Source organism: Kribbella albertanoniae (assembly GCF_004348455.1).
GTDB classification, from domain to species: Bacteria; Actinomycetota; Actinomycetes; order Propionibacteriales; family Kribbellaceae; genus Kribbella; species Kribbella albertanoniae.
Genome location: NZ_SMKA01000009.1, coordinates 18403 through 45059, shown reverse-complemented (window position 1 = coordinate 45059; position 26657 = coordinate 18403). Strand labels below are relative to the sequence as shown.

At 67.2% G+C, this 26657-nt stretch carries 15 protein-coding genes and 1 pseudogene; 7 read left to right on the top strand and 9 right to left on the bottom strand.

Annotation, left to right across the window (positions count from 1 at the left end; translation table 11 throughout):
• Positions 1-1356 carry an aminotransferase-like domain-containing protein gene (locus tag E1261_RS04375; RefSeq protein ID WP_132402202.1) on the bottom strand — a complete coding sequence of 452 codons (1356 nt, stop codon included), beginning with the start codon at positions 1354-1356 and terminating at the stop codon, positions 1-3.
• 507 nt (positions 1357-1863) lie between these two features.
• On the opposite strand from E1261_RS04375, the gene E1261_RS04370 reads away from it, so the two are divergent.
• Positions 1864-3519, top strand: coding sequence for a bifunctional 3'-5' exonuclease/DNA polymerase (locus E1261_RS04370; RefSeq protein WP_132402200.1), 1656 nt, complete (start codon positions 1864-1866; stop codon positions 3517-3519).
• Here the strand turns inward: E1261_RS04370 and E1261_RS04365 are convergent.
• Both E1261_RS04365 and E1261_RS04360 read right to left on the bottom strand, forming a co-directional pair.
• A complete protein-coding gene (locus E1261_RS04365) occupies positions 3501-4463 on the bottom strand; it encodes an RNA polymerase subunit sigma-70 (protein ID WP_132402197.1) in 963 nt (320 codons plus the stop codon). The genes E1261_RS04370 and E1261_RS04365 overlap by 19 nt on opposite strands.
• On the bottom strand, positions 4460-4945 hold the full coding sequence (locus tag E1261_RS04360) for a hypothetical protein (protein ID WP_202874297.1): 486 nt from the start codon (positions 4943-4945) through the stop codon (positions 4460-4462). Before E1261_RS04360 ends, E1261_RS04365 begins: the two co-directional genes overlap by 4 nt.
• Positions 4946-5031: 86 nt before the next feature.
• On the opposite strand from E1261_RS04360, the gene E1261_RS04355 reads away from it, so the two are divergent.
• Positions 5032-5667, top strand: a complete 636-nt coding sequence (locus tag E1261_RS04355) for an S-methyl-5'-thioadenosine phosphorylase (protein ID WP_132402194.1) — start codon at positions 5032-5034, stop codon at positions 5665-5667.
• A gap of 24 nt (positions 5668-5691) precedes the next feature.
• Here the strand turns inward: E1261_RS04355 and E1261_RS04350 are convergent.
• From E1261_RS04350 to E1261_RS04330, 5 genes and pseudogenes are all read right to left on the bottom strand, one after another.
• A pseudogene (locus E1261_RS04350) lies at positions 5692-6846 on the bottom strand (phytase); the annotation flags it as partial.
• A 149-nt stretch (positions 6847-6995) separates the two neighbouring features.
• Positions 6996-7853 carry an LLM class flavin-dependent oxidoreductase gene (locus tag E1261_RS04345; RefSeq protein WP_132402191.1) on the bottom strand — a complete coding sequence of 286 codons (858 nt, stop codon included), beginning with the start codon at positions 7851-7853 and terminating at the stop codon, positions 6996-6998.
• An 86-nt stretch (positions 7854-7939) separates the two neighbouring features.
• On the bottom strand, positions 7940-11173 hold the full coding sequence (locus tag E1261_RS04340) for a chondroitinase-B domain-containing protein (RefSeq protein WP_132402189.1): 3234 nt from the start codon (positions 11171-11173) through the stop codon (positions 7940-7942).
• 7 nt (positions 11174-11180) lie between these two features.
• The gene (locus tag E1261_RS04335; protein WP_132402186.1) at positions 11181-11996 is read right to left on the bottom strand and encodes an ArsR/SmtB family transcription factor; all 816 of its coding nucleotides are present in this window, start codon (positions 11994-11996) and stop codon (positions 11181-11183) included.
• Positions 11997-12060: 64 nt separating this feature from the next.
• A complete protein-coding gene (locus E1261_RS04330; protein WP_165952354.1) occupies positions 12061-18180 on the bottom strand; it encodes an RHS repeat domain-containing protein in 6120 nt (2039 codons plus the stop codon).
• Between the two features lie 157 nt (positions 18181-18337).
• On the opposite strand from E1261_RS04330, the gene E1261_RS04325 reads away from it, so the two are divergent.
• The 5 genes from E1261_RS04325 (at position 18338) to E1261_RS04305 (ending at position 26183) form a co-directional block, all read left to right on the top strand.
• Positions 18338-22570, top strand: a complete 4233-nt coding sequence (locus E1261_RS04325) for an RICIN domain-containing protein (RefSeq protein ID WP_132402180.1) — start codon at positions 18338-18340, stop codon at positions 22568-22570.
• A 433-nt stretch (positions 22571-23003) separates the two neighbouring features.
• The gene (locus E1261_RS04320) at positions 23004-23906 is read left to right on the top strand and encodes a metal ABC transporter substrate-binding protein (protein WP_132402177.1); all 903 of its coding nucleotides are present in this window, start codon (positions 23004-23006) and stop codon (positions 23904-23906) included.
• On the top strand, positions 23903-24643 hold the full coding sequence (locus E1261_RS04315) for a metal ABC transporter ATP-binding protein (RefSeq protein ID WP_132402174.1): 741 nt from the start codon (positions 23903-23905) through the stop codon (positions 24641-24643). The genes E1261_RS04320 and E1261_RS04315 overlap by 4 nt, the downstream gene beginning before the upstream one ends.
• Entirely contained in the window at positions 24640-25509 is an 870-nt protein-coding gene (locus E1261_RS04310; RefSeq protein ID WP_132402171.1) for a metal ABC transporter permease, read from the top strand. Before E1261_RS04315 ends, E1261_RS04310 begins: the two co-directional genes overlap by 4 nt.
• A gap of 14 nt (positions 25510-25523) precedes the next feature.
• Positions 25524-26183 (top strand): metal-dependent transcriptional regulator, encoded by a 660-nt coding sequence (locus E1261_RS04305; protein WP_238175997.1) that lies wholly within the window; start codon positions 25524-25526, stop codon positions 26181-26183.
• An 11-nt stretch (positions 26184-26194) separates the two neighbouring features.
• Here the strand turns inward: E1261_RS04305 and E1261_RS04300 are convergent, their stop codons facing one another.
• Positions 26195-26641, bottom strand: coding sequence for a peptidase inhibitor family I36 protein (locus E1261_RS04300; protein WP_132402165.1), 447 nt, complete (start codon positions 26639-26641; stop codon positions 26195-26197).
• Positions 26642-26657: the final 16 nt, after the last annotated feature.

Below are 26657 nucleotides of genomic sequence, written 5' to 3'. Positions count from 1 at the left end.
TCAAGTGGACTGAGCCAACGCCTCGCCGAGGCGCGCGACCACCAGCCGCAGCGTGGCGGGCGGTGCGGTGAACGGGATCCGGATGTGCCGCCGATCCGTCCCGTCCGGCGTGAACAGGTCGCCTGAACCGAGCAGGAGGCCGCGTTCGCGAGCAGCGTCCAGCACCCGCCGGGCCCGTACGTCGGTCAGTTCCAGCCAGAGCGTCATGCCACCTGTCGGCGTGGCCCATGTCACGCCGTCCAGTGTCTTCAGTCCGGCCTCCAGCGCATTCAGATTGGCACGGAGGCGGGTACGGCGCCTGCTGATCACCTTGTCGAGTTTCTGCACAATCGCCTGTGCCAGCAGATCGTCCAGCGCACTGGGCGAAGCCACGCTGAGCTGTGCGGCCGTGTTGATCCGCCTCCTGAGCTGCTTGCCGGTGCGGACCCAGCCGACTCGGAGTCCGCCCCAGACCGTCTTCGACAGCGACCCAACGCTCACCGTCCGCGGATAGCGGCTCAACGGGTCCGCCTGCGCCCCACTGGCCAGCCACAGCGGTCGCATGGTCTCGTCACTGATCAGGGCGGCGCCATAACGCCGGGCGATCTCGACAACCGTCGTACGGCGGTCTGCGGGGAGGCTGAGGCCGGTTGGGTTGTGGTTGTCGGCCTGGAGGTAGATGACCTTCGGCCGGTGTCGTCTGCACAGATGTGCGAGCTGGTCGGTGTCCCAGACCCCCGCCGGCCACCCGGCCACGTCCAGCCGGTGTTTGCGCAGCAGGTCGAAGGCAGCCGGGTACGTCGGTGTTTCGGTGATCGCCACGCCCGGTCCGAGGTCCAGCCCGGCCAGTGCGGCGTTCAGACCTGCTGCTGCACCAACAGTCAGGGTGAGTTGGTCCGGCTCGGTCGGTACGCCCTCAGAGGTGAGTCGCTCGGCGAGCGCCGTACGGAGCTCGAGAGAGCCACCCGACGGCGGACCGTCGCCCCCCATGGCTTGCGGCAGCGTGTCCTGGACCATCTGAGCCGCCGCCTCGACCACATCATGCGGTGCTGCGGTCGTTGCGAACCGCAGATCGAGCAGCGGCTGGTCCCCCGCACTGACAGTCGACGCCGGCGCAATCGGGTCGAGCAGCCGGTCAGTCGGCCGCACATGCGTCCCCGAACCCCGCTTGGTCTCCAGTACGCCGTCCGCCCGCAGGTGGTCGAGAGCGCGCACAACCGTCACCCGGCTGAGCCCCAGCCGCTCAGCCAGCACCCGCTCCGACGGCAACCGCGACCCGATCGACAAATCCCCGCGCTCGATCCGCCGCAGTACGAGGGCCTCGACCTGTTCGGTCTTGGTCCCGTCCGCCGGTTCCAGATCCCCCGCCCGCCACATAAGTCCAGTCTCCCACCACTGGCCTCACCACCCCACCTTGAGCACCGCTCAACCACCCTCAGCTCCGCCGAATAGTCGAGCCGCGCCCAAAGTGCAGCCGGCCGCCGACCTTGAGCACGGATCAGCCACCACAGCCCACCGCAAACGATCAACCGGTGCCCAAGGTCCGCCCTGAGCACCGTTCAACCACCGCGGATCACCTTGAGCACCGTTCAACCACCCTCAGCCCCGCCGCGTGGTCGAACCGCGCTCAACGTGCGACACCACGGACCTTGAGCACCGTTCAACCATCCTCAGCCCCGGCCCCATGATCGAACCGTGCTCAACGTGCGAAAGCACGGACCTTGAGCACCGGTCAACCATCCTCCGCCCCGCCGAATGGTCGAACCGTGCACAAGGTGCGAGCCCACGCACCTTGAGCACGGATCAGTCGCCCGGGCGCCCGTGAAGTGGTTGAGGGGTGCTCAAGGTGCGAATGTGTCGGTGGGGAGTGTGAGGATGCGGGGTATGGACGAGCGGTGGGCGATTGCGCCGGAGGAGGGTGGCGGGGCGGTTCTCGTTGCCCTGCATCCGGATGGGCAGCCTGCTGGGCCGGTGCTGCATGAGCCGGATCTCGCCGCGGCGGTTGGCTCGCGGCCGCAGGTGACGCGGTGGGTCTGGCGGGCGTCGGCCGAGATCTACCCGCGCCTGCTCGCCAGTGGTGTCCGTGTCGACCGCTGCTACGACATCGAGAACAGTGAGGGCTTGCTGCTCGGTCACGCCGGCCGGCTCGGCGAGCCACGGTCCGCCGCGGCCGCGTGGGCCCGGATGACCGGTGCGCCTGTCCCAGCCGACCCGCCGCTGCGCGCCGTCGTACCGGGTGAGCAGTCGTCGCTATTCGAGATCCAAGAGGAGCCGATCGCCTTCGACGCACTGCTCCAGGTGTACGCCGATCAGCTCCGGCGTCATGGGGAGACGGAGCACCCGGATCGGATGCGATTGCTGACCGCGTCGGAGTCGTCCGGGATGCTGGTGGCCGCTGAGATGGACCGGGCTGGGCTCCCGTGGAGCGCGTCGACGCATCGCGAGATGCTGACGGAGTTGCTGGGTGAGCGGTTCGGCGGGACGGGTGAGCCGCGGCGGCTGACCGAGCTGGCTGACGAGGTGTCGGCCGCGTTCGGGCGCCGGGTCCGGCCGGACCTGCCGGCTGACGTGCTGAAGGCGTTCAAACAGGCCGGGTTCCAGCTGAAGAGCACGCGCCGCTGGGAGCTGGAGACGATCGATCACCCGGCCGTCGCGCCACTGATCGAGCACAAGAAGCTCTACCGGATCTACACGGCCAACGGGTGGTCCTGGCTCAACGACTGGGTGCACGACGGGCGGTTCCGGCCCGGATTCGTCCCCGGCGGCACGGTCTCGGGGCGCTGGATCACCAACGGTGGTGGCGGTCTGCAGATCCCGAAGGTGATCCGGCGTGCGGTGGTCGCCGATCCCGGCTGGAGTCTGGTCGTCGCCGACGCGTCGCAGCTCGAGCCGCGGATCCTCGCCGCGATCTCCCGGGACCGGGCGCTGATGGAGGTGGCCAGTGATCCCGGTGACCTCTACAAAGCCGTGTCGGACCAGGCGTTCGCCGGCGACCGCGCGATGGCCAAACTCGCCGTACTGGGTGCGATCTACGGCCAGACTTCCGGCGACGGGCTCAAGAACCTCGCCATGCTCCGCAAGCGATTCCCCCAAGCCGTCGCGTACGTCGACGATGCCGCCCGCGCAGGTGAGGAGGGCAAGCTGGTGCGCACCTGGCTCGGCCGCACCTGTCCGCCGGGCGGTGCGCCGCTCGACGACGCCACCCTCGAAGGCCCACCCGTCGACGAGCCGCAGACCGACTCCCGCCATGCCCGTGCCCGCGGCCGCTTCACGCGGAACTTCGTCGTACAGGGCAGTGCAGCCGACTGGGCGTTGCTGATGCTCGCGGCGTTGCGGCAGGCGCTGGGGCCGTTGAAGGCGGAGCTCGTCTTCTTCCAGCACGACGAGGTCATCGTGCACTGCCCGAGCGAGGAGGCTGCAACCGTCGCCGCTGCCATCCAGACCGCCAGCGATTTGGCCGGCACACTCACCTTTGGGCCCACGCCGACCCGGTTCGCGTTCAGCACCGCGACCGTGAAGACCTATGCGGAGGCCAAGTAGAGCGGCAGACCATGGCGGTCGAAGTCGGTGCGCTCGAACGCGGTCAGCTCCGCGATGAGGCCGTCCTCGATCCGGAAGACATCCAGACCGAACGGCCGGAAGACCGTGTCCCCCGGCGCGCGCAGATAGGCGGCGAGCGTGGGCTGACGGTTGACGGAGGTGATCAGGTAGCGCCACTGCCCCCGGTACGCCGGGTCCAGGTTCACGGCGATCGTCCGCCGCGCCACAGCTCTTCCCTGGAACCAGAACGGGTACGGCGGCATCGTGATCCGCACGTCCTCGTGCATGAGCGCGGTCAGCGCATCCGGATCGCCCGCCTCCCACGCGTCGACGTACTTGCGCAGCAGCGCCCGCTCCTCGGTGGTGGACGGCGTCACGTTCCACTCGACTCGATGCGGTGGCAGCTGATCGCGTAGTACCGGGCGTGCGCGCTGGAGTGCTGAGTTGACCGCAGCGACGGTCAGGTCCATCACCGCCGCGGTTTCCTTGGCGGACCAGCCGAGGACGTCGCGGAAGATCAGTACGGCGCGCCGCCGCGGTGGCAGGTGCTGGATCGCCACCAGAAGCGCGAGCTCGATCGTCTCCCGCCGTACCAGCTGGGCGTCTGGTTCCTCGGCTCGGTCCAGCAGCACGTCGGGGAACGGCTGCAGCCAGGGCAGGTCGTCCCGGGCCGGCAGTGCCGCCGCCGGGAACGATGCGGGCTCGAGCTGGTGTGGCAGGACTCGCCGCGGCCGCCGTACGTCGTCGATGCAGAGGTTGGTCGCGATGCGGTAGAGCCAGGTGCGGACGCTGGACCGGCGTTCGAAGGCGTCTCGACTGCGCCAGGCTCGGAGGAAGGTCTCCTGAACCATGTCCTCGGCCTCGTCGTACGAGCCGAGCAGGCGGTAGCAGTGCACCCGCAGCTCATGCCTGTGGCGCTCGATCTCGACCTCGAAGTCGGTCAACGCCCGTCCTCCAGCTCGATGGTGCAGGGCATCGGCGCCCGGCCGGCCAAACGGAACCACTGCACGAGGCGGCGCTGCCGGAGATCTCGGGTGGAGACGACGACGTCGTTGTGAAAGCGCCGGGCCAGCTGTACCCGGCGCATCGCCAGCGCAAGCTCACTCGCCCAGGGCTCGACGGTGGTACCTGTTGCGTTTACTGCACGGGAAAGCGCGGACTCCCGCTGCTCGCGGTCGTCGGGGGACGCGGTGCGCGCCCGGTGGGCGGCATCGAGGAGCAGCAGAGACGAGGCCGGGTCGAGGATGCCAGCACCTGCGAGCTCCGCGACCAGCGCGGCGCGGCGGACGAGTTCGGTCTCCAGAGCGGCACGGGAGAGCTCGACGCGATGGTGCAGCCGGTCCAGGCGGCCCGCGGTCCAGCTCGCGTAGCCGCCGAACAGCAGCAGCACGACGCCGATCGCGAGCAGTGCCGTGGTCACCTTCACTGCAACATTGGACCACCCCTTACGGAGCGCTCACGGTCCGGCCGAATCGCGTCATCAGCGGGCCGGACGCATTTAGCGTCGGATTCATGGTTGATATCGGTGTGCTCGGTGGTTCCGGCTTCTACTCGTTCCTGGCGGACGCGCGCCGCGTCGACGTCAGTACGCCGTTCGGCCCGCCCAGCGAACCGCCCGTCGTCGGGCAGGTCGCCGGCCGCGAGGTCGCGTTCATCCCGCGGCACGGCGCCGACCACCGCTTCCCGCCGCACCGCGTGAACTACCGCGCCAACCTCTGGGCGCTGCGCTCATTGGGCGTCCGCCAGGTCGTTGCTCCCTGCGCCGTCGGCTCGCTGCGGCCCGAACTGACCCCTGGCACCTTCCTCGTCCCCGACCAGTACGTCGACCGCACGTGGGGCCGGCCGCAGACCGTGTACGACGACGCGGCCGTCCACACCTCGGCCGCCGACCCGTACTGCCCGGCCGGCCGCGCAACGATCATTGCCACCGGCAACGTCGTACCGGACGGAACGATGGTGGTCATCAACGGCCCTCGCTTCTCCACCCGTGCCGAGTCCTTGTGGCACGCGGCCCAGGGCTGGTCCGTCGTCGGCATGACCGGTGCTCCTGAAGCTGCCGTGGCCCGCGAACTGGCGCTGTGCTACACCTCGCTCGCCGTCGTCACCGACCACGTCCGGGGTGTTGGCGCCGTCCTGTACGACGAGTAGGCCGTCCGGGTAGGCACTTCCGAAGGAAGCACTTGACACCATGGCGCCGTCACACTCCTCGGAACCGTCGATCGTGCTCTTGGCCGCGATCCTGAAGTTGGTCACGAACCGGTTCGATCCCTCGCGGTCGTAGGCGACGAAGGTGTTGTCACCTTGGCTGGAGGCGAGCAGGTAGCCCTCGCCGTCACCATCGTCGAAGATGGTCAGCCCCTCGACATCCGCGTTGACGTGAGCGCCGCCGTACCCGGGATCTGCCCCGGCAGTGCACTCGTCGGTCTCCGGGTCATAGGTGCCGGGGATTCCGAACTCGCGCACCTTGTCCACCAGCGTTGATGACCCGGTGAGGTTGGCGTTCAGCTTCCAGATGCCGACATCCTCCTGCCCGGCGTACAGCTTGCCGGTATGCGTGTCGACGACGATGCCTTCCACCTGAGGCGTCGTACCCGGCTCGTCGCAAGGTGCCCACCGCGTCCCGTTGGGCAGCGTGAAAGTGGCGGGCAGGCTGTAGCTCCGCACGGCCGTGTAGGTGATGGATGCACCGACCACCTTCAGTTCGACCAGCTTGAGGGTGGTGTTGTTCCGCCGGCTGGCGATCGCGTAGTGCTTGCCGGTCGCCCGGTCGGTGTAAGCAGCCAGGCCGTACGCCGTGTTCTGATCCTCGACCTCGGCCTCGGTCGCCGAGAAGACGCGCGGCACAGACGCAGCCGTGATGTCCGTGAGGGGCGCGGCAGCGTTGCCCGGATTGATGCGGTACGTGCGGATCCGGTCGCGTCCCCGGTCGGAAACGACCGCAACATCAGCCTTGCCATCAGCGAACTGCACACCGGACAACAGGTCAACGTTGTTGAACCGGCCGCTCTCGAGCCCCGGCCCCGGCGGAGCAGGCACCGGCAACGCCTGAACCTGGACACCTGCCAGGTTGTAGACCTTCAGCCCGCCCTCTTTGGCCGTCGTGATCACCAGGCTCTTCGACGGCTGCGCCTTGTTACGCCAGATCGCCGGGTCATCCGCGTCGGCGTTGCCACCCGCGTCATCGTCGAACTGAGCTGGCGTCTCGGTCACGGCGTGAATGGACGCGATGCTCGTCTGCGCACCGGCCGGAAGACCGATCACCGAGCTGGCGACCAGCCCTAGGCCGGCACCGAGAACCACCGGCAGGCGCAGGAAACGTCGGGACATTGGCACGGGTACCTCCAGAGCTGGGCGGGATGCGCGCTGGACCCTAAACCGCCAAAGCAGACAACAGGAGTCCCGAACGAAAACTCCGGCCGCCCCGGCTGCATTTGATGGGGTGGGGTGGAGTGCGCCGTACAGGCAATGCCCGCAAATCAGAGGGTTGCTGTGGCGTCGGCGAGGAGGTCACATTGCGTTCTCCAGTCGCCGTCGGCGAAACCCATCACGAGGTGATGGGCACCGGCCTGGTGGAATTCTGCGAGGCGGTCGGCGACCTGGCGTGGACCGCCGGTGATCGGTACGCCGACCGCCGCACGGCCGTAGTTCGCCCGAATGGATTCCTCGATCTCCCCTTGCGAGGCGACGTCGCCGCCGAGCGCGCCCGTTGCGCCGACAGCGATCACCCGCGGCGTGTCAGCCAGCTCCGCCAAGCGGGCTGCACCGGCCGCCACCTCGGCGGCCGGAATCAGTGAAGGGAACCATCCATCGCCAGCCCGTGCGGCACGACGCAATGCAACAGCAGATGCGTTGCCGACCCAGAACGGCGGCCGAGTCACCGCCGGTTCGAGAACCACCCGCTGCCCATCGACCACGACCGGCTCCCCGGCAAGCAGCCCGGGCAGCAGGTCGAGCGCTCGATCGGTACGGCGGCCTCGATCGGCGTACGGTACCCCGGCTGCCGCCCATTGGGCGGGCCCTCCCCCGGATCCGATCCCGAGGATGACCCGGCCATTGCTCAGGTGCTGAACGCTCGCGACCTGCTTGGCTGCCAACGCGAGCGGGCGCAGCGCAGGGATGAACACACTGGCCCCGATCGCGATCGTCTCGGTGACCGCAGCGACCGTCGCCAAGCCGACCATCACGTCGAGCACAGGCGAACCGATCGCCAGGTGATCGCCATGCCAAACACTGGCCAGCCCGACCTGTTCCGCATGCCGCGCGGCCGTCCGCAGGTCCAGTCCCTGCGCACGCTGAGCCGTGACTGATGGCAGAACCACACCCACCGCGATCATCCGATGCTCCCAACGCTCCAGTCGAAGCCCCAGTCTTCGACCTCAAGCATGGTTGAGGTCAAATCCTGCAGCCGCCACAGTGAGGTTCAGGGAGCGTTGGGACCTACGTTTGCGGCGGTTGCTGGGGTTTGGAGGATGGGGGCGGTGGAGAGCTCGTCGGCGCCTACGTCCGGTACGGCGTCGCGGGGCTGACCGTCCATGTCGTCGGTAATGGTGGAACCGACGGCTGTGTCGGCGGCTGGGCTGCCGGGGGCTGGGCGGTAGAGGGTGCCGTCGAGGGCTAGCTGTGGGTCGGCGACTCGGATTGCTGTGGCTGGTTTGTCGATGCCTACGGTGGCTGAGCCGGTTGGGTGGGCGATGTTGCCGGTGTAGGTCAGTCGCACCGGCGGTTTGAATTCTTGGATGAGCGGCCCAGCCGTGCCGGTGACGATGTTGTTCACGATGGTCGAGTCGACCGGCGGGAGACTGTAGTTGCGGCCGATCTCGATGGTTGAGGCGTTGCTGACGAAGGTGTTGTTGGCAACGAGAGCGCGATAGACGCGCCAGTGCTTGTTGAGCGCGCCGGACGTGTCCACGTCACCGCCGTCCAGGCTGAGTGCGGCGTCGTACCCGGTGCCGCGCAGGTCGGCGAAGTAGTTGTTGAAGATCTTGTGGTCCTGCCCGTAGACCCGGATGCCGCCGGTGCCGGCCTTGCCGCCGCCGAGGAAGAAGTTGCCGTGGAACGAGTTCCGGTTGCCGTGCCGGGCCGAGAGCACGCCGGCCGAGGTCCGGAACGTGTTGTGGCGAACGACATTGTCGTTGCTCTTCACCGAGACGATCTCCGGATCGCCGTCGCAGTTCTCGAACAGGTTGTGCTCGATCGTGGTGAACCCGCTCGACTGCGAGATCTCACTCCAGCCGACCCGGATCGACTCCATCTCGTTGGCCGCGCGCGGTCCGATGTCGCGGAAGTGGTTGTGGTCGATCACGTCGTACTGCGACTGCTGGGTCGCGGATCCGTCGATCGTGACGTAGTTGCCGGTCTGGCGCTTGTCGTGGAAGTCGTTGTGGTCGATCCGGTTGTGGTGGCTACCTGTACCACCGATCAGCACCCACTTGAGCGACTCGTCCTCGGTCAGCTGGAAGTCGTTGCGAGTCAGGCGAACGTGATGTGACGAAGTGATCTTGAGTGTCTGATCGGTGCGCCAGCGCAGTCCTTCGACCGTGACGTACGAGCAACCCGACAGCTCCAGCTGACCGGCGGCGATGGTCGCGCCGCCGCGGTGTGCGGCCCGGACCACGATCGGCTTCTCGGCCGTGCCCGCACACCGGGTCAGTTTGCCGATCGTGTACGAGCCGTCTGCCAGCTCGATCGCGTCACCCGGCTGGGCCGCCGCGAAGGCCGAGGACAGCTGCGCCGAAGTCGACACCGGAACCAGTCGGGTCTCCTGAGCAGCCGGGGCGGCGTACTCGCGGTACCAGTCGAGCTCATAGGTGGCCGCTGTCATGTCCGTGCCGTAGAAGTTGTCGAGCTGGATGGTCTGGTGGCCAGACGTCATGCACTGCATGCATTCGCGGGTGCTGGAAGCGCCGTCAGAGAAGCGGAACCACTCCCGCCCGTCGATGAAACCGGCAACATGGGTGGCCGTCCATTCGAAGGCAACGTTGTGCCATTCCGACAATGGCGTACCGCAGTTCGTCTCCGAGGCGTGCTCCTGCTGGACCGGCCCGGGGTCGTGCGGGTAGTGCATGAACGCCTCAGCGCAGGCCTCCCCCGGCGCCCCGTTCTCCAGGTAGTCGTACTCGCCGTCCGCGAGCCGGCTGTTGGAATCCGGCCAGATGATCAGCAACGGGTGGTACTCGCGACCGTTCGCCGTACCGGTATTGACCGACCGAACCCGCGCCTCCCACCGCCCATACTGGCGCCCGTTCTTCGAGGCCAGCCAACCGCTGTCACCGTCAGCCTCGCCCAGCATCCGCAGCACCCCGCCGACAACCCGGGTGTTCGCGTCACAACGTCGACCGTTCTCATTGTGTCCAGGCCAGCACTGGTCGACTCCCCCACCAGCGAGGCTCCACTTCGTCTGGTCCGGTACGGCGGGCGCGCCCACCGAGCCGTAGTTGAACTCGTCCGACCCCGGCAACGGCGTACCCCATCCGAACCGCTCGGCCGCGGTGGTTTCGGCCGGATTGCCGTTGGAGTGGGTGACGCTCAGGTCGTAGATCTCCACCTGGCCGTAGTTGGAAGCCGAGCACGGTGACGCGTTGCCGCAGTTGGCCTGCGTGTAGGCACCGGCCTTGAAGTAGCCGCCGGAGAAGGTCTTCGCGATCGTCGTTTGCAGGACGCCGTTGTAGTAGGCCTTGATCTGCCCGTCGCTCACCACGAACTTCGCCTGGAACCGCGTCCCGAGCACATAGTTGCCGTCGACAAGCTTGTACTGCGAAGTGTTGCCATTGGTCACGTACAGCCGGCTGCCCTCGAGCCGGAACACCGACACGTCATCGCTCGCGTCGTGGATCTGACCCGCGACCACATTCGGCCGGCCTTGCGGAGCAGCGGTGATGGCCTGGTCGATCACCATCGTGTGGGTGCCCGAGGTGGACGACCAACTAGCCTTCGCGGAGCCGTTCATCTCACGCAACTCCGAGCGCGGATAGCTGGAACCACTCGTGGTCACGCCGTTCACCGCAGCCCGGAACTGCACCCCCGAACAATCCGCCTTCGGAACGAACCACGGGTCGATCGAGTACGTCGCGAGTTCGGGCTGATAGACGTTCTTCGGGCTCTCCTCCTCGCCGATCGGCAGGCCGACGTACCAGTTCTGCAGGTCCAGGACGTCGGCCGGGTACCGGCACTCACCGCCCGGGCCGTCCGCGCCGGCGATCGTTGTCTCGGTGATGCTGTTCCAGTTGTTGTACGTGTTTCCGTGGCCGACCACGCGCACGTACCGCGCGGAGGCGTCGGGAATGTCGTACTTCTCCAGTTGTGTCGTGCTGCCGCTGCTGACCTTGCGAGTGAGCGCGGGACTCCACGTCGAACCGTCCGCCGACAACTCGACGTCGAAGGTCTGCTTCCTGCTGTTCCCCTGATGCCAGGCGATGGACACCGACCCGACCGTCTGCGCCGACCCGAGGTCGTAACGGATCCACACGCCATCGCCCTGCGCGGACCAGCGCGTCGTCAGGTCGCCGTCCAGTGTGTTCGCTGCGACGTTGCCGTCGTCAGCACTGGCAGTGGCACTGACCACCGGCAACGGATCAGCCGCCGCCGGAGACAAAACGTTGCTGACGGCAAAGACAGCAACGACAACAGCTGCCAACGTACGCCGAACCCTTCGCATACAGGCCTCATTTCGGGTGTGTGACTGGCGATTCGGGAGTTTGCGCTCGGCCGGACAACAGGCGGCGGCCGAGCGGGGTGGTGTGGTGCAGAACTGTGGAGCGAACCCGGCTACTGCTGATCAGACCGGCTTCGCGGAGGATGGCGGCGTGGTAGCTGGCGGCGCTGGGCGTGATCCCGCAGCGCCTCGCCAGCTCGGTGGTGGTGCACGGCACCAGGGCCGCGTCCAGTGCCGCCGCACGGGTCGGGCCCAGTACGGCGGCCAGGGCGCGCCGTGGCTCGGTACCGGCCAGGTGGAGCAGGGTCGGGGCCTGCCGTACCGGAAGAACCAGCACCGGCCGACCGTCGGAGTCGAGCAGTTTGGTGGGTGCACGCCAGCAGAAGACCGACAGCTGCAGCTTGATTCCACGTCCGCCGAGGTGCAGATCCGGCCCGGTCAGGTCAGGTAGGTGCAGCTCCGGCGGCGACCAGACGACGCGCTCGTGCAGGCGACTGAGCACGGTATCGACGCCGTACGTGGCCAGGTCGTCGCCGAGTTCGGCGTTCTCGGTGGTCACCTGAGCGTTGATCGACCGCCAGTACGGCGCAATAGCCACCTCGTGGTACGCGCGCAGCGATTCGAGCTCGGTCTGCTCGAACAACCGCTGCAACCGGTCAGCGGATACGGTCGCCCGAACCCGCTGACGCCATCGCCCGAACACCCGTTCACCTTCCTCGTGGCGCAGCAACCGGAGGCTGAGCCTTGCCTCCAGCAGCGGCGCCGCCGTCGTGGCCACGGTGGTCCGGGCCAGGTCGCGTGGCGTGAAATGAATCCGCACTGTCATCCCCCAGGTCGTTCCCCTTTCCTCAAATTCTCGCCACGCACGATGACAGCTCGATGACACGACGTCAGGAGGGAGGCCGCTGGAGGAAGGGCTTGAGGATTTCCCAGGTGTAGTAGGCCACCCACTTCGCCTTGCTCGCCCCGGGTCCCGGTCGCATCAGATGGGTGTCCTTCGGACTGACGAAGTGCGGATGACCGGTCGGGTCGTTGATCGGGTCGGGCAGTGGATCGCCCTTCGTTGCGGTGGTGCCTGTCCAGCCGTTCGGCGGATTAGCGACGTCGATCGTTTCCTGATAGTCCTTGGGGTCCGGGCCACGGGTCTTCCTGGCAGGCTGACGGGACTCGATGTACCGCTGGGGCAGGGTCTTCTTGTCCCGTTCCTTGCGCTCCTCCTCCTTCGCCTTGGCCCTCGCCTTCTTCGCTTCCTCCTTCCGCCCCTTGTCGATCGCGCGCTGCCGCGATCGTTTCTCCGCGGCCTTGCGGGCATTCGCGACGTTGCGCTTCACCGCCGCGGCGACCTTCTTGGCGGCTGAGGTCGGTTTCTTCGCGGTGCCTGGGCCTCGGCCGTACTTCGTCTGCCGGGTGGTGACGGTCTTGGTCTTGCGGACGTTGGAGGCGATCCGTTTGATCACCGTCTTCATCCGCGGCACCAGCGTCGTCACCTTGCGCACCGTCTGAACCACGCGGGAGATCCCGGCGACGACGTGCCGTGCGCTCGACACGATCGTCCGGACGACCGGCACCATGGTCCGGACGATGGTCGGTACCGCTCGCACCACCCGGATGATGATCGGGATCAGCCGGATGGCCAGGATGATGATCGGGATGAACGCGAGCTGTCCGTCCGGGTCGGCGTACGTCACCGGGCTGTTGTTCGCGTAGGCATACCCGTTCAGCTGCTGGGCATCCTCGTACTCCGCCACCGGGTCGACCGAGATGAACTTCCCGATCGTCGGGTCGTACTCCCGCGCCTGCAGATGCACGAGTCCGGTGCTCGGATCGTTCACCCCGCCGACGAAACCCTTCTGCCCAGGCCAGCCGGCCGGCGGCGTACCGCGACTTTCCCCGTACGGCGTCGATCGGCGGCGCTGGACGGATTGCGTGTCGGCGTCGATCGCGAGATCCGGCGTACCGTGATGGTCGTTGCCGAGCCAGGTCAGTTTGTCGCCGACCCGGACTGCGACGGTCTGCTTCCCATGCGCGTAGTGCCTGGTGCCGGTGAGAGTGCCGTTCGGTTCGAGCAGCAGCTCGGTCTGCCCGAGATAGAACGTCGTCCCACTCGGGTCGCGACGCAGCATGCGGTTGCCGTCGGCGTCGTACACGAAGGCGGTGGTCTTGCCGTTCTTCGTGACTTCTTCCAGGTTCCCTTCGGCGTCCCAGGTGAAGGTTTCCTCAACCCCGCCGAGCTTCCGCTGGGTCAGGTTGCCCATCTCGTCGTACGCGTAGGTGTTCTCGGTCGTTCCGTTCGACACCTTGCGCACAGCATGCGGCTGCGCCTGACCAACGCTCGGATACGTGTAGGTGCTGGTGTTTGCGCCGCCGGCCGAGTGTCGGGTCTCGGTCTGGCGGTTGCCGACCTTGTCGAAGGTCCACGACTGCCAGTACGGCGCCGGTCCGCCCAGCGCACTCGCGTCCGGGGCTGTGGTGCAGTCGTTGCTGGCCGGCGTCCAGGCCGCGGTCAGTCGACGAAGGTGGTCGTAGTCGAAGCACTGAGTGTCAGTTGCCTCGCCACTGGCTGCCGACGGGACGTCACTGATCTTGCGGATGTTGCCGGCCGGATCGTAGCTGTAGTTGACGTCCGCGACCCGTTCGGGCGCTGTCTCCCGCTCCGTGATCACTCGGGTCAGCCTGCGCGTGCCGGCCTCGTACTCGCGCAACTGCTGCACCCACTTGCCCCTCGTCTGGGACATGGTCACTGACTCGACCTCGCCGTACGGCGTGTAGCTCGTGCCGGTGACGTACGACGTGGCGCCGGTCAGCGTGGTCGGCAGGTCGTGACTGTTGTAGCCGAACTGCAGTGTCTCCGCCGGTAGCCCACCGACACCCGGCAGCTCGGTACTCGCGACCTCGCCGTCCGGGTTGTAGGTGTTCCGGACCCGGTACGTCCCCGCCAGCGCACCCTCGCGGGCCGGCAGAGTCACCTCGATGCCCTCAGGACGGCCACCGCTGTCGTAGCCGGTGATGCCGGTCGTGTAGGCCTGGCCGTCGACGTACCGGATCGCCGACGTGGGCAGCCCGGCGCCGAGGCTGTCGTAACGCCACTCGGCTCGCTTCGGTCCGGCGGTTGACCTCTCGTGCACTGCCGTCTTCCGGCCGACTTCGTCGTAGCTGTAGGCCAGCGTGACGCCGCGAGCATCCGTACTGGTGAGCAGCTGATCCTCGTCGTCGTACGTGTAAGTGCTGACGCCCTTGTCCGGGTCGGACTCCTTGATCTTGCGGCCGCGCAGGTCGTAGTCGAAGGTCCAGGCGTTGCCAACCGGGTCCGTCACCGACGCGAGCTGACCGGCCGGCGTGTAGGTGTACTTCGTGCTGTCGTACGAGCCGGTCGCGGTGTCGGCCGAGTACTGCCGCAACTCGATCAGGCGGCCCTGGGCATCGGTGATGCGAGTGCTCGGCTTCTCACCCTGCGGCGGTGTCGTGGTGTGAACGTCGGCCGTCTCGCTATAGGTGGTGCGCCACTTCTCGGTGTTGCGGGACTTGATCACCTGGCTGGTCGGCCGGATCGCGCCGTCGTAGTTGGTGACCTTCTGCAGCGGCAACTCAGCTTCGCGCGGGACCAGGACCTGGTCGGACGGCGGTGCGCTGTTGTAGTACGGGCCGTTCTCCTTGACCAGCTCGCCGCGCGAGTCGTAGACGTAGTCGGTGACCGTCCGGCCGCCACCCGGCGCCGGCTCCTGGACCTGCCGCGGCCGCAGCAGCCCATCGGTCAGCTCGATCGTGGTTTCCAGGCTGTTGTCTGCCTGCAGCGTGGTGGACTTCACCACGCCGGGCCCGTCCCCGCGCAGCTGGTACTCGTAGGAGAAGTTCGGTGTCTCGGTGCGGTTCCTGCCTGGCTCCCAGACCTTGGAGGTTCGGCCGAGCGGGTCGTAGGCAATCTCGGTACGGCGACCGTCCGGCCCCGTCACCGCGGTCTCCTCGCCCCAGGCGGGGTCGATGTCCTCGGTGACCTGGTGGCCGTTCGGATGGGTCACCACGGTCTTGGTCACCGGTCCACCGCTGGCCGGAAGGTAGGCCTTGGTCGTGGTCCGCCGCAACGCGTCGGTGGTGCTGGTGGTCCGGCCGAACGAGTCGTACGCCGCCTCCCAACTCGTCTTGTACACAGGCGCACCGGCCGGGTCGAAACCGGTCAGCTCCTCGACCTTGGTGATGTCACCCTTCGTCGGTGTCGCGGCACCGTTGTCGTACGTGATCCGGTCGTCCTGCAGCACGTCCGCAGCGGTCCACGGCTTGTCGCACGCAACCTTCACCGTCTGCTCCCGAATCGGCAGTTCCTTCAACCCGACCGCAGGGTTGGCGGTATAGCTGTACCGGGTGCAGGTGTCGTCGTCAGGTTCGGCGACGTTGTTGAAGTCCACCGACTCGGTCACTCGGCCATCGGCGTCGTAGGTGTTCCGCGAGGAGTTCCGGCGCAGCCCGCCGCCGGCGACGGCCTCGTCCTGCCGGATCGCAGTGTCCTCGACCTTGTACGCGCGGGTGGTTCCCCACGACCGGACCCGGGTCGCGGTCGGCGCCGACACCCAATGATCGGTGACGGATCGCTCGACCACGTTCGTGCCGTCGTACGTGATCGACTCCCGGACTGTTCCGGCCAGCGGGTCAAGATCCTCTACCCGTACGCCGGTCGAGTCCGTGATGTGAACGTCCTTCTGACCGCCGGAGGCGAGTTTGTCGCCGTCCATGCCGCGGAAGTACCGGTGCTCGGTGATCGCCTGTGGTCCGGTGGTGCTGCCTTTGGTCACTCGAACACGTTCGTAACCGCGCCACTGGGCCCACGTCTTCTTGCCAATCTCGACCAGACCGTCTTCCTCGTCGTGCCGCCAAGCGGGCGGGGTGAGGTAGTCGACCTTCGTCACCACCGGGTCCAGTCCACTGACCCGGTCGGATTCGGTCACCTGCGTCACCACGAACTTGTTGAACCAGTCCTGCCGCTCGGCCTGCCCGTCCGGCGTCCACTTCGCCGGGTGGCAGCGCTTGCCGTTCGTGTCCGGAGCCGGCACATTGCCCGGCGCGCTGCACTCGGTCGGTGAGTACGCGACCGCCAGCTCACCGCCGGTGCCGAAGTGGACGGCGTTGACCCGGAACCAGTTCATTGCCGGGATCCCGTCAATGCCCGCAACCCGGTTCGGCAACTGGATGCCGTCGAAGCCGACCTCCGGTGTCGGCACCGTTCCGCCGACGTGACCGGTGTTCACGATCCCGTCCAGCCACAACCCGGCTCGGGTTCCGTCGCCCGGTGCGGGGAACGTGTGCCGGAACGTCCACGAGTCGACGGACGCGAACGCCGTACCGCGCCAGACCTCGGTGGTGACCTTCGCGAGGCGCTTCTGGGTCCAGAACGTCGGGGTGAACTTGTTCTCACACTTGCTGCTGCTCGTGCACGACTGGTCAAGCGGGGTGTCGGGGTAGCCGGCCGGGTCGCTGACCTTGCACGTGCTGCCGGGGCTGCAGCGCTCCGCAGTGGTGAACTGCACCCGCCCGACCGCTGGGGTTGAGTAGACGGCTCCATCGCGCTGGCCGTACTCGATCCGGGCGATGTTGCCGGCCCGCGTGTACTTGCTGACCGAGGAGGAGCTCGCGTTGCGGCCGTAGTAGTTGGTCTCGACGTCGTAGAACAGGCTCATCGTGTTGCCGTGCCGGTCCACCACGTAGTCGAGGTTCCACTTGTACGCCTGCTGGCAGTGCGCGCTGGAGAAGCTGCTGTCGTAGCAGGGCTCGTTCTTGTGATTGCCGAACACCGGCACGGTCCAGGTCGACTGCGTCTCCTGCTTGCCGCTGGCCCAGCCGGTCGGCCGGTTCAGGCCGAAGTAGTACTTGGTGCCGTCGTCGGACGTGACAACCCAGTACTCGCCGTTGTTGTCACCGTTCGACGCACCGGTGAGCCGCTCGATCGTCGTACCGTCATCGCCTCGCGAACGCCAGACACCGGTGGCGTCGTCGCGGATCAGCTCGCCGCCCTTGCCGTTCAGGGTGATCGTGGCGTTGTCGGTCGCCCAGCACAGGTCGCCGATCTTGCGGTCGTCGTTGGTCCCGGACTGCTCCGATTTGGCGTAGCAGCTGGCGTATTTCCGTTCGATCGATCCACCTGGCTCGAGTTCGAAGCCCTCGCCCACCCAGGACGGCTGGTTGTTGGTGGCACTTGTCCGGCCGTCCACCGAGCCGGACGAATAGTCGACCGACAGGTCCACCGCCGGTCCACCGAGCCCGGGCGGCACCTCCATCGGGTAGCGCCAGTTGAAGTCACCCGACGAGCCGCCGACCTGCCAGGTAGCGGCAGGGCTCAGCTGGGAGGACTTGAAGTCGCCAGCGGGCCCACCCGGCGCTGCTTCTACGGCGTACAACGAGCCGGTCGATACCTCGGCCGACAACTCGCCTGATCCGTCGTTGCTGGTCTTGACCGGAGTGCCCGCACAGGTGTCGCACCCGGACAGCTGAACCACGCGGAGGCGGCTGTTCCAGTCGCCGCCGTAGGTGTGCTGGAAGCCGCGATAGTCGACCACCATGGTGAGCCGGCCGGCATTGGCGACGCCGTCCGTCCGGTCGACCTTGAGCAGCAGGCGGTCGGCACGTCGACCGAGTAGCTCCACCTTGACCTCGGCTGGTGCCGGATCTGCCTTCCCTTCTGGGCGGCCGATCCGGACGGGGAGTTCGTCGGCCTGGGCAGTCGGATTGTCCCCGGTCCCTGCCAGCGTTGACGACCACGGGTCCGGCAGCCGGACTTGCGCCGTACCGGCCTTCGGCCAGGCCACGGCTGGTGTCCCGGTCAGCACCGAGCGGTCGGTGGGGTCGGGCCGGCGCGGTTTGACCGCGGCATCGGTTCCGGTGACCGACTTCTCCTTGGGCGGTGACCAGGGCTTGTCCTTGGCCGTAGACGTGGTCGCTGCCTCGGCCGCCTGGCCGTGCAGTCCGAGCAGCATGGCCAGCGCGGTGGGCACCGCGATCAGAGCCTTCAAACGACGAGCGGGCATGAGGTCTCTCCTGCCGGGGCGGGGCGACGTGTGCCTGCAGTCTGGGAACGCGGTCATCCCCTCCGCAACGCCTTACAACCCACGTTGTAAAGCGTTGCCCTGCGGTACGGCGTGCTGTCAGGTTGAGGGCCAGTCCCTACGGCGACGGAGATCTGTCATGCCCAAAACCCTGCTCTTGATGGCCCTCCTCGTCGCCGGTCTGCTCCCCGCTGCGCGGGACCCGGAGGTTGTTGACGACCGGCGGCAGGAGCGGGTGGAGCTGACTCACCTGCGGACGGAAACCACGCAGGTGTTCGCTGAGCCGGGTGGCGGTCGCACGCTGGAGCAGTACGCCGTACCGGTGCGGGCGCGGACGGATGACGGCTGGGTACCGATCGACACGACGCTGCGCTTTGGTGCCGACGGTTCGGTCCGGCCGGTCGCTGTTGTGTCCGAGCTGGTGCTGTCGGGAGGCGGAACCGGGGACCGACTCGCTGAACTGGCTGATGGTGCGGACCGGATCACGCTCGGCTGGATGGGCCGGCTGCCGCGTCCGACGTTGGCGGGACCGATCGCGACGTACCCAGAAGTGTTGCCCGGTGTGGATCTGCGGATCGAGGCGCAGGCCGCCGGTTTCGCCCAGGTGCTGGTCGTGAAGAACCGTAAGGCCGCGCTGAACCCGGCGTTGCGTCAGCTTCGCTTCCCGCTGCGGAGTACCGGCCTGTCGTTGACGACCACCGCCAGTGGAACCACCCAGGCGAAGGACGCGAACGGCCGGCTGGTGTTCAGCGCCGGGACTCCGACGATGTGGACCGGCCGCGACCTGGCGATGCTGCGGACGACTCGTTCCGCGCGGGAACTGATCGTCGTACCGGACCTGGCCTTGCTCACTGGTCCGAAGACGCAGTACCCGGTCTACATCGACCCTTCGTTCTCGGCGGGCCAGTACCGCTGGACGAAAGTGAACCGGCGGCTGGACGACAAGTCGTACTGGACGACCTACCGCGAACGGGCCCTCACTGGGTACGCCGAGGGTGGGGCTGGCAAGGGCGACATGTTCCGGTCGTTCTTCCAGCTCGACACGTCACCGCTGGCCGGAAGCACGGTGCACAACGCCCAGTTCCAGATCGTGCTGGACCGTACGACCACCAAGACCGCGACCCCGGTCGACCTCTGGCGGACCAAGTCGATCGACCCGTCCGACGAACTGACCTGGGACAACTCGGGCAGCCACTGGCTGGAGAAGCTCGCGCAGGCCAAGGGCACGGCGCACGACGACAAACCTGATATGGGCATGGGCTTCACCTCGTCGTCGCTGCTGCGCATGATCCAGAAGGCGGCTACCGACGAGGCGCTGCACGTGACGGTGGGGTTGCGGGCGCCGGACGAGGACGAGGGCGATCAGTGGAAGGAGTTCTACCCGGACACGGCCAAGATCGTTGTCGAGTACAACAATGCGCCGTTCCCGCCGCAACAGCTCGGCTTTCAGCAACCGCGCCCCTGCGGTACGGCGACTTCGCCGGCCGCGATCGACACCACTCAACCCGTGTTCGGCGCGGTCGCCGGTGATCCGGACAGCGAGAACGTGACCACCAAGTTGTCGGTGTACCGGGCTGACAACGGCGCGCTCGAGTACGAGGCGGACTCAGCCTTGACGACGCCGGGCTCGACTTTCAGCTGGCCACCGGTGCCCGATGGTGAGCTGATCCCTGGGGTCGTCTATTACTACCGAGCACGCAGCAGCGATCCACTTGCTGCTGGTCCTTCGACAGCTGACTGCTACTTCGTGATCGACCAGGTCGGCCCCGACCAGCCGACAGCGCAGTCCGCGGACTATCCCGACGGGCAGGGCGTCGTGAAGGCGCGAACGATGGGGACGATCACGTTGCGCGCGGCGGCCGGTGACACCGACGTGGCCGAGTTCGTCTACGGGTTCAGCCGGGACAGGATGCCGTACCGCGTTCCGGCCCGGCCGGACGGCACGGCAGAGGCCCCGGTGACCATGGCTTCCGACCTGCCTGTGCAGTTCTACGCGAGTGCGGTCGACCGGGCCGGCAACACCGGACCGGCCTCGGCGGGTCGGACGCTGCGGGCGCTCCCCAACCCTGATCCGGTACCCCGGGTTCGTGGTGACGTGAACGGCGACGGCCGGGCCGACAGCACCGCCGTACTGGATCATGGTGACGGCCGGACTGCGATCTGGAACAGCTTGGGTACCACCGGAACGATCGGCTGGGACTCCGGCAACAACGGTGGCTTCGCGCTCCAGCGAACGCAGACCGCGCAGGGCGACTTCGACGGTGACGGGCGCGCCGACTTGGCCCTGCTGCGCGGCGAAGCCGGTCATCGGGTTGCACTCTTCAAGCTTCGTTCGGAGGGCAACGGCTACAACAGTTCGGCCACTCCGCTGTGGAGCAGTGACAGCACGGGCTGGCAGCACAGCACGGCACGATTGACAGCGGGTGACGTGAACGGTGACGGTCGCGACGACCTCGCCGTACAGGTGGATAACGGCAACGGGACCTGGCGCATGCTCGTCTTCGCCGGTCCACAGCTCAGTGCCCCGATCGAATGGTTGCCATCGGCCCCTGGCGTCTGGCGTCGCAGCACCGCACACCTCGGCGATATCGATGCTGATGGCAACGATGACCTGATCTCGGTCCGCGACGCGGGCAGCTGCCGCACCGTGGTGACAGTCCACCGATCAACCGGTACGGCGTTCGCCGCGGCCGGCGAGACGTTGCTCGACCAGACCGGGTTGTGCCAGGACCGGATCAGGCCGGCGATCGGGGATGTCGACGGCGACGGCAAGGACGACGTCGTACTGCGCTACGAACACGGCCCGGCCGACCTCGAACTGCGGGTGTTGCGTACCGGCGGCACCGCCTTGGAATCGTGGTGGCGGGCACCTGGACAGTTCAATGCAGCACAGACGACGCTGTCGACGGGTGACGTGACCGGCGACGGCAAGGACGATGTCACACTGGTTGCCACGACGGCTGGGGGCGGTCGCGACTTCTACACGCTGGCCGCTACCGGCACCGCCTTCGGTGCCCGGCAACTGTCCTGGAGCGTCCCGACTGCTGGAGCTATCAGTGCCGCGAAGTTCGACATCGAGCAACGCAGCTACGAGCTGGTCGCGCGGCACAGCCGGCAATGTCTGGCTGTCCGAGGTGCGAGTCAGAGCCTCGGGGCTGCGATCGAACAGCAGTCCTGTAGCGGGGCGCTTCACCAGCGGTTCCAGATCGACACGATCATCGGCAGCCCTTACGTCATGCTGCACCCGGCGCATGCAGATGGGGAGCGCGACGACGGCCGCAGTACCTGCCTGGACGCCGGTCGGCCACCTCAGTCCGAGGGAGCGCCGCTCGTGCAACAGCAGTGTCTGGGCGTTCTTCATCAGCAGCTGACGCTTGAGTACGTCGAAGGCACGAGCTACGACAGCGTCGTACGGGTCAAGCACGGCGGTCGGTGCGCGACCGTGCGCGATGGCAGTACGGCGAGCGGAAGTCCAGTCCTGCAACAGAATTGCGGGACGGCCGCTCATCAGGAGTGGATCCTGCGACCGGCCGTCAACACGCCACAACTCGACGGGCGGTTCAAGGTGACCGCCCTGCGCGGCGGCAAAGCGATCGAGAACACGAACTGCGTCACCGGCGACGCGGCCGACGTACGGATGAACACCTGGGACGCGGAGAACGGCTGTCAGCAATGGCAGCTTCGACCGCTCGGTGATGACATGTACCGGATCATCGACATCGGCGGCAGCCGTGCGATCGAGCCGCAGAGCTGCGCCACCAGCAACGCGACCCTCGTCCACCTGTCGAGCATCACCGCCGGCGACTGCCAGCGGTGGCGGATCGAGCCAGCGTACGACGGCACCTGGAGCATTCTGCACGCCATCAACGGGAAGGCCCTGGACGTCGGCGGCTGCCGGAAAGAGGCACTGTCCGACCTGATCCTCTGGACCTACTGGAACGGTCCCTGCCAACGCTGGCTGCTGGAACGCCAGACCGCGGCCCCAGCACTACCCGTCGCCGCCGTCACCGCGAGCGCCCACGACGGCAACGTCCCCACCAACACCATCGACAACAACCCGGCGACTCGATGGTCCGCTCAGGGCGACGGTGTCTGGATCCAGTACGACCTCGGACACGTCCGGAACGTCGACGACGCCGTACTGTCCTGGCACGGCGGCGACAACCGATCCTTCGACTTCCGCCTCCAACTGTCGCTCGACGGCGTCACCTGGACCGACTCCACAAGCTTCACCAGCAGCGGCGACAGCACCGGCCCCGAGCTGTACGACCTCCCCAGCACCGTACCCACCCGCTACCTCCGCCTAACCGGCTACGGCAACACCACCAACACCTGGACCAGCCTCACCGAAGCCGCCTTCTTCGCCCCCTGACCCCGACCGCCCCGGGAACCCGAGACCGTCGTCCAGCGCCACCTTGAGCACCCCTCAACCACCTGAGACCCGCGGAAACGGTTGAACCGTGCTCAAGGCCGCCCGACCACCCCACCTTGAGCACCGCTCAACCACCTTCCGGGCGCGCACATGACTGACCCGTGCTCAACGTCGTACCGGCTCGGGCAGAGCCCCCGGTGCCGTTTGAGGGGATCTCCCCGCATGTTGTCGGTTCCCCGCTGAAATCTTGAGGAGAGAACCGGCGATTTGAGGGGATATCCGACCAAATGCGCTGGAGGCGGGGGCGGTCCGGAGCCGGCCCGGGCATCCGTGTCACCACGGATCCCCGGGCGGTCACGGGAACCTGCGGCCTGAGACTTCTTCGACGGTCGGAATACTTGTTTTCGGTGGACCGAACTCTTAGATTCGGAGGATGAAGACGAGGCTGCTGTCGGTTGTGGTTGCCGTACTGCTGCTGGCGGGGTGCACGCTGCCCGGCCAGGCGCGATCCGACGGCAGACCGGTAGTGCTGACGACATTCACGGTGCTCGCCGATATCGCGCGGAATGTGGCGGGTGATCACCTGGCGGTCGAGTCGATCACCAAGGTCGGCGCGGAGATTCACGGGTACGAGCCGACGCCGGGTGATATCGCCAAGGCCTCGAAGGCCGATCTGATCCTGGACAACGGGCTGAATCTGGAATCGTGGTTCACGAAGTTCGTCGAGAGCGCGAAGGCACCGCACGCGGTGGTCTCGGACGGTGTCCAACCCCTCGACATCACCCAGGACGCGTACGCCGGTAAGCCGAACCCGCACGCCTGGATGAGCCCGCTGAACGTGCGCACGTACGTCGACAACATCGTCACCGCCTTCAGCAAACTCGACCCCGCGCACGCGGCCGACTACGCCGCCAACGGCAAGGCGTATCAGGCAAAACTGCAGGACGTGCAGAACGAACTGGTCACCGGGCTCGCCGGACTGCCGAAGAACGAGCGCGCCCTGGTCACCTGCGAGGGAGCGTTCTCGTATCTGGCCCGGGATGCCGGCCTGACCGAGAAGTACATCTGGCCCGTCAATGCCGAGCAGCAGGCCACCCCGCAGCAGATCTCGTCCACGATCGAGTTCGTCCGGGCAGGCAAGGTCCCTGCGGTGTTCTGTGAGTCGACCGTGTCCGACAAGCCGATGCAGCGGGTGGTCGACGCCACCGGCGCGAAGTACGGCGGTGTCCTGTACGTCGATTCGCTGTCCGAGGCGGATGGCCCGGTGCCGACGTACCTCGAGCTCATCCGGCACGACGCGGCGACGATCATCGCCGGTCTGACTGGTCGCTCGTGACCGCGGCAATCGAGGTCAGCGGCCTCACTGTCCGGTACGGCGAGATCGTCGCGCTGGAAGGTGTCGACCTGCGCCTGGAAGCGGGCCGGGTGACTGGGTTGATCGGGATGAACGGGTCCGGCAAGTCGACGTTGTTCAAGGCGATGCTGGGAATCGTCCGGCCGGACCAGGGCGAGATCCGGATCGCCGGGCGGACCGCGGCCGAGGCGCGGCGGCACGGCACGATCGCGTACGTCCCGCAGAGCGAGGACGTCGACTGGAACTTCCCGGTCTCGGTCCACGACGTCGTGATGATGGGCCGCTACAGCCGGCTCGGACCCACCCGGCGACCCGGACGGGTCGATCGAGCCGCCGTCGCGGAAGCACTCGACCGCGTCGAGCTGAGCGAGTACACGCAGCGGCAGATCGGGCAGTTGTCCGGTGGCCAGCGGCGGCGGGCGTTCGTTGCCCGCGGCATCGCGCAGGAGGCCGGCATCATGTTCCTCGACGAGCCGTTCGCCGGCGTCGACAAACGCTCCGAAGCCACCATCGTCCGGCTGCTCCGCGAACTGGCCGCCGACCAGCGGACGATCCTGGTCTCCACCCATGACCTGCACGCGCTGCCCGACCTGGCCGACGAGGCGATCCTGCTGCTGCGGCGGATCCTGTTCCAAGGCTCGGTTTCCGAGGCCCTGCGGCCTGAGAGCCTGGCCCGCTGCTTCGGCCTGGATCCCCTCGAACAGGACACCCTGTCATGACGCTTCTGGACTTCCTGCTCGAACCGCTCTCCTACGACTTCATGGTGCGGGCTCTCGTCACCACGGTCGTGGCAGCGGTGGTTTGCGCCGTACTGTCCTGCTGGCTGGTCCTGATCGGCTGGTCCCTGCTGGGCGATGCCGTGTCGCACGCCGTCCTGCCAGGGGTCGTGCTCGCCTACATGCTCGGCCTGCCGTTCGGGGTCGGCGCGGTGATCTTCGGGTTCCTGGCGGTCGGGTTGATCGGCGCGATCCGCAGTACCAGCCGGATCAAGGAGGACGCGGTGATCGGGATCGTGTTCACGACCCTGTTCGCCCTCGGCCTCGTCCTCATCTCGGTCGTCCCCAGCCAGACCGACCTGAACCACATCATCTTCGGCAACATCCTCGGCATCTCACAGTCCGATCAGCTGCAGATCGGCGTACTGGCCGCGGTGGCTCTCGTACTCCTGCTGTTCAAACGCCGTGACCTCACGCTCTATGCGTTCGACCCGGTCCACGCGCACGCCATCGGCCTGTCCCCGCGACGACTCGGCGGACTGCTCCTCGGCGTACTCGCCCTGACCGCAGTGGTCGCGCTTCAGGTCGTCGGCGTCATCCTGGTCGTCGCGATGCTGATCATTCCCGGAGCAACGGCGTACCTGTTGACCGACCGATTCACGCGGATGCTGGTGATCGCGCCGGTCCTGTCCGCGGCCAGTTCGGTCGTCGGGATCTATCTCAGCTACTGGCTCGACGCCGCGTCCGGCGGGCTGGTCGTGGTCACCCAGGGTGTGACGTTCGCGCTCGTCCACCTCTTCGGGCCACGTCGGGGTCTGGTCAGCACGTATCTGGCAAGCTGGTCCCGGCGAGCGGTCGCGAACGGATGACGGGGAGGCGAGCCGTGGCAGAAACACAGGTCACTGAGAACTACCTCAAGGTCGTCTGGAACGCACGCGAGTGGTCCGACGGCCCGGTCACCGTCGGCGTCCTCGCGACCCGGCTCGGCCTGGCACCTTCCTCGGTGTCCGGCGCGGTCCGCAAGCTCACCGAGCGCGGTCTGCTCACCCACGCCAAGTACGGCGACATCGAGCTCACCGACGATGGCCAGCGACTGGCGCTGGCCACCGTGCGGAAGCACCGGCTGATCGAGACGTTCCTGGTGGAGTACCTCGGCTACACCTGGGACGAGGTCCACGACGAGGCCGAGGTACTGGAGCACGCAGTCTCCGACACCTTCGCCGACCGCCTCGCCGCGAAACTCGGTGAACCCGACCACGACCCGCACGGCGACCCGATCCCCCGCGCCGACGGCACCGTCCACCTCGTGGAGCAGGCGGCCCTCGACACCATCGAGCCCGGCCGCCACGTCCGCGTCGCCCGCGTGTCCGACGAGGACCCAGACCTCCTGCGGCACCTCGCCGAGCTAGGCATCACCATCGGCACCGCCCTGGAGGTCCACCGCCGCCAGGACGCCATCGGCACCATCGACGTCGACTACAACGGCGCCTGCCACATCCTCGGCCTCACCGCCGCCCGCTCCATCCGAGTCTCACCCAACTGACGACACCGGCTTCAGCAGCTGGAAACCCACAGGTGTGAGCTGATTCTGTTCTCCATCGGATAGTTGTACCCCGTTTCGCTGCTCCCTCTGTTGAAGCGCACGTTCCTCAGGTCCGGCCAGAACTCTCCCCTGCTGAGGCACCGCCAGGCGCCTCGCTGGCCGGCGTCGTTGTAAAGGTTCACCTCCTTCGTATATCCCCTGTTCTGGACCGAGCTGGCCCTGTCGTGCATGTTGCGCGCAACGCCGTCCCAGTCCGTACAGTTGGTCCAGTTGTCGTCGTTGCCCACCCATCGGCAGTGGTAGTACTCACCGGCATTGATGTCCAACCAGGCGTAGAGGTGCCCATCCGGCGGTGGCGCGGTCACCGCTGCTGACGCTGAGGTCGGACTCACGACCGCGCCACCCATGGCGGCGACGAGAATCGCACCTGCCGCTACTGCTTTCTTCATGAATCGCATTTCTTCTCCTTGGTGG

What these genes read in the sequence shown, in the direction of transcription:
- E1261_RS04375 (WP_132402202.1), bottom strand. Translation starts at nt 1,356, where the DNA reads ATGTGGCGGGCGGGGGATCTGGAACCGGCGGACGGGACCAAGACCGAA.
- E1261_RS04330 (WP_165952354.1), bottom strand. Translation starts at nt 18,180, where the DNA reads ATGCCCGCTCGTCGTTTGAAGGCTCTGATCGCGGTGCCCACCGCGCTG.
- E1261_RS04335 (WP_132402186.1), bottom strand. Translation starts at nt 11,996, where the DNA reads ATGACAGTGCGGATTCATTTCACGCCACGCGACCTGGCCCGGACCACC.
- E1261_RS04325 (WP_132402180.1), top strand. Translation starts at nt 18,338, where the DNA reads ATGCCCAAAACCCTGCTCTTGATGGCCCTCCTCGTCGCCGGTCTGCTC.
- E1261_RS04370 (WP_132402200.1), top strand. Translation starts at nt 1,864, where the DNA reads ATGGACGAGCGGTGGGCGATTGCGCCGGAGGAGGGTGGCGGGGCGGTT.
- E1261_RS04310 (WP_132402171.1), top strand. Translation starts at nt 24,640, where the DNA reads ATGACGCTTCTGGACTTCCTGCTCGAACCGCTCTCCTACGACTTCATG.
- E1261_RS04355 (WP_132402194.1), top strand. Translation starts at nt 5,032, where the DNA reads ATGGTTGATATCGGTGTGCTCGGTGGTTCCGGCTTCTACTCGTTCCTG.
- E1261_RS04340 (WP_132402189.1), bottom strand. Translation starts at nt 11,173, where the DNA reads ATGCGAAGGGTTCGGCGTACGTTGGCAGCTGTTGTCGTTGCTGTCTTT.
- E1261_RS04345 (WP_132402191.1), bottom strand. Translation starts at nt 7,853, where the DNA reads ATGATCGCGGTGGGTGTGGTTCTGCCATCAGTCACGGCTCAGCGTGCG.
- E1261_RS04320 (WP_132402177.1), top strand. Translation starts at nt 23,004, where the DNA reads ATGAAGACGAGGCTGCTGTCGGTTGTGGTTGCCGTACTGCTGCTGGCG.
- E1261_RS04300 (WP_132402165.1), bottom strand. Translation starts at nt 26,641, where the DNA reads ATGCGATTCATGAAGAAAGCAGTAGCGGCAGGTGCGATTCTCGTCGCC.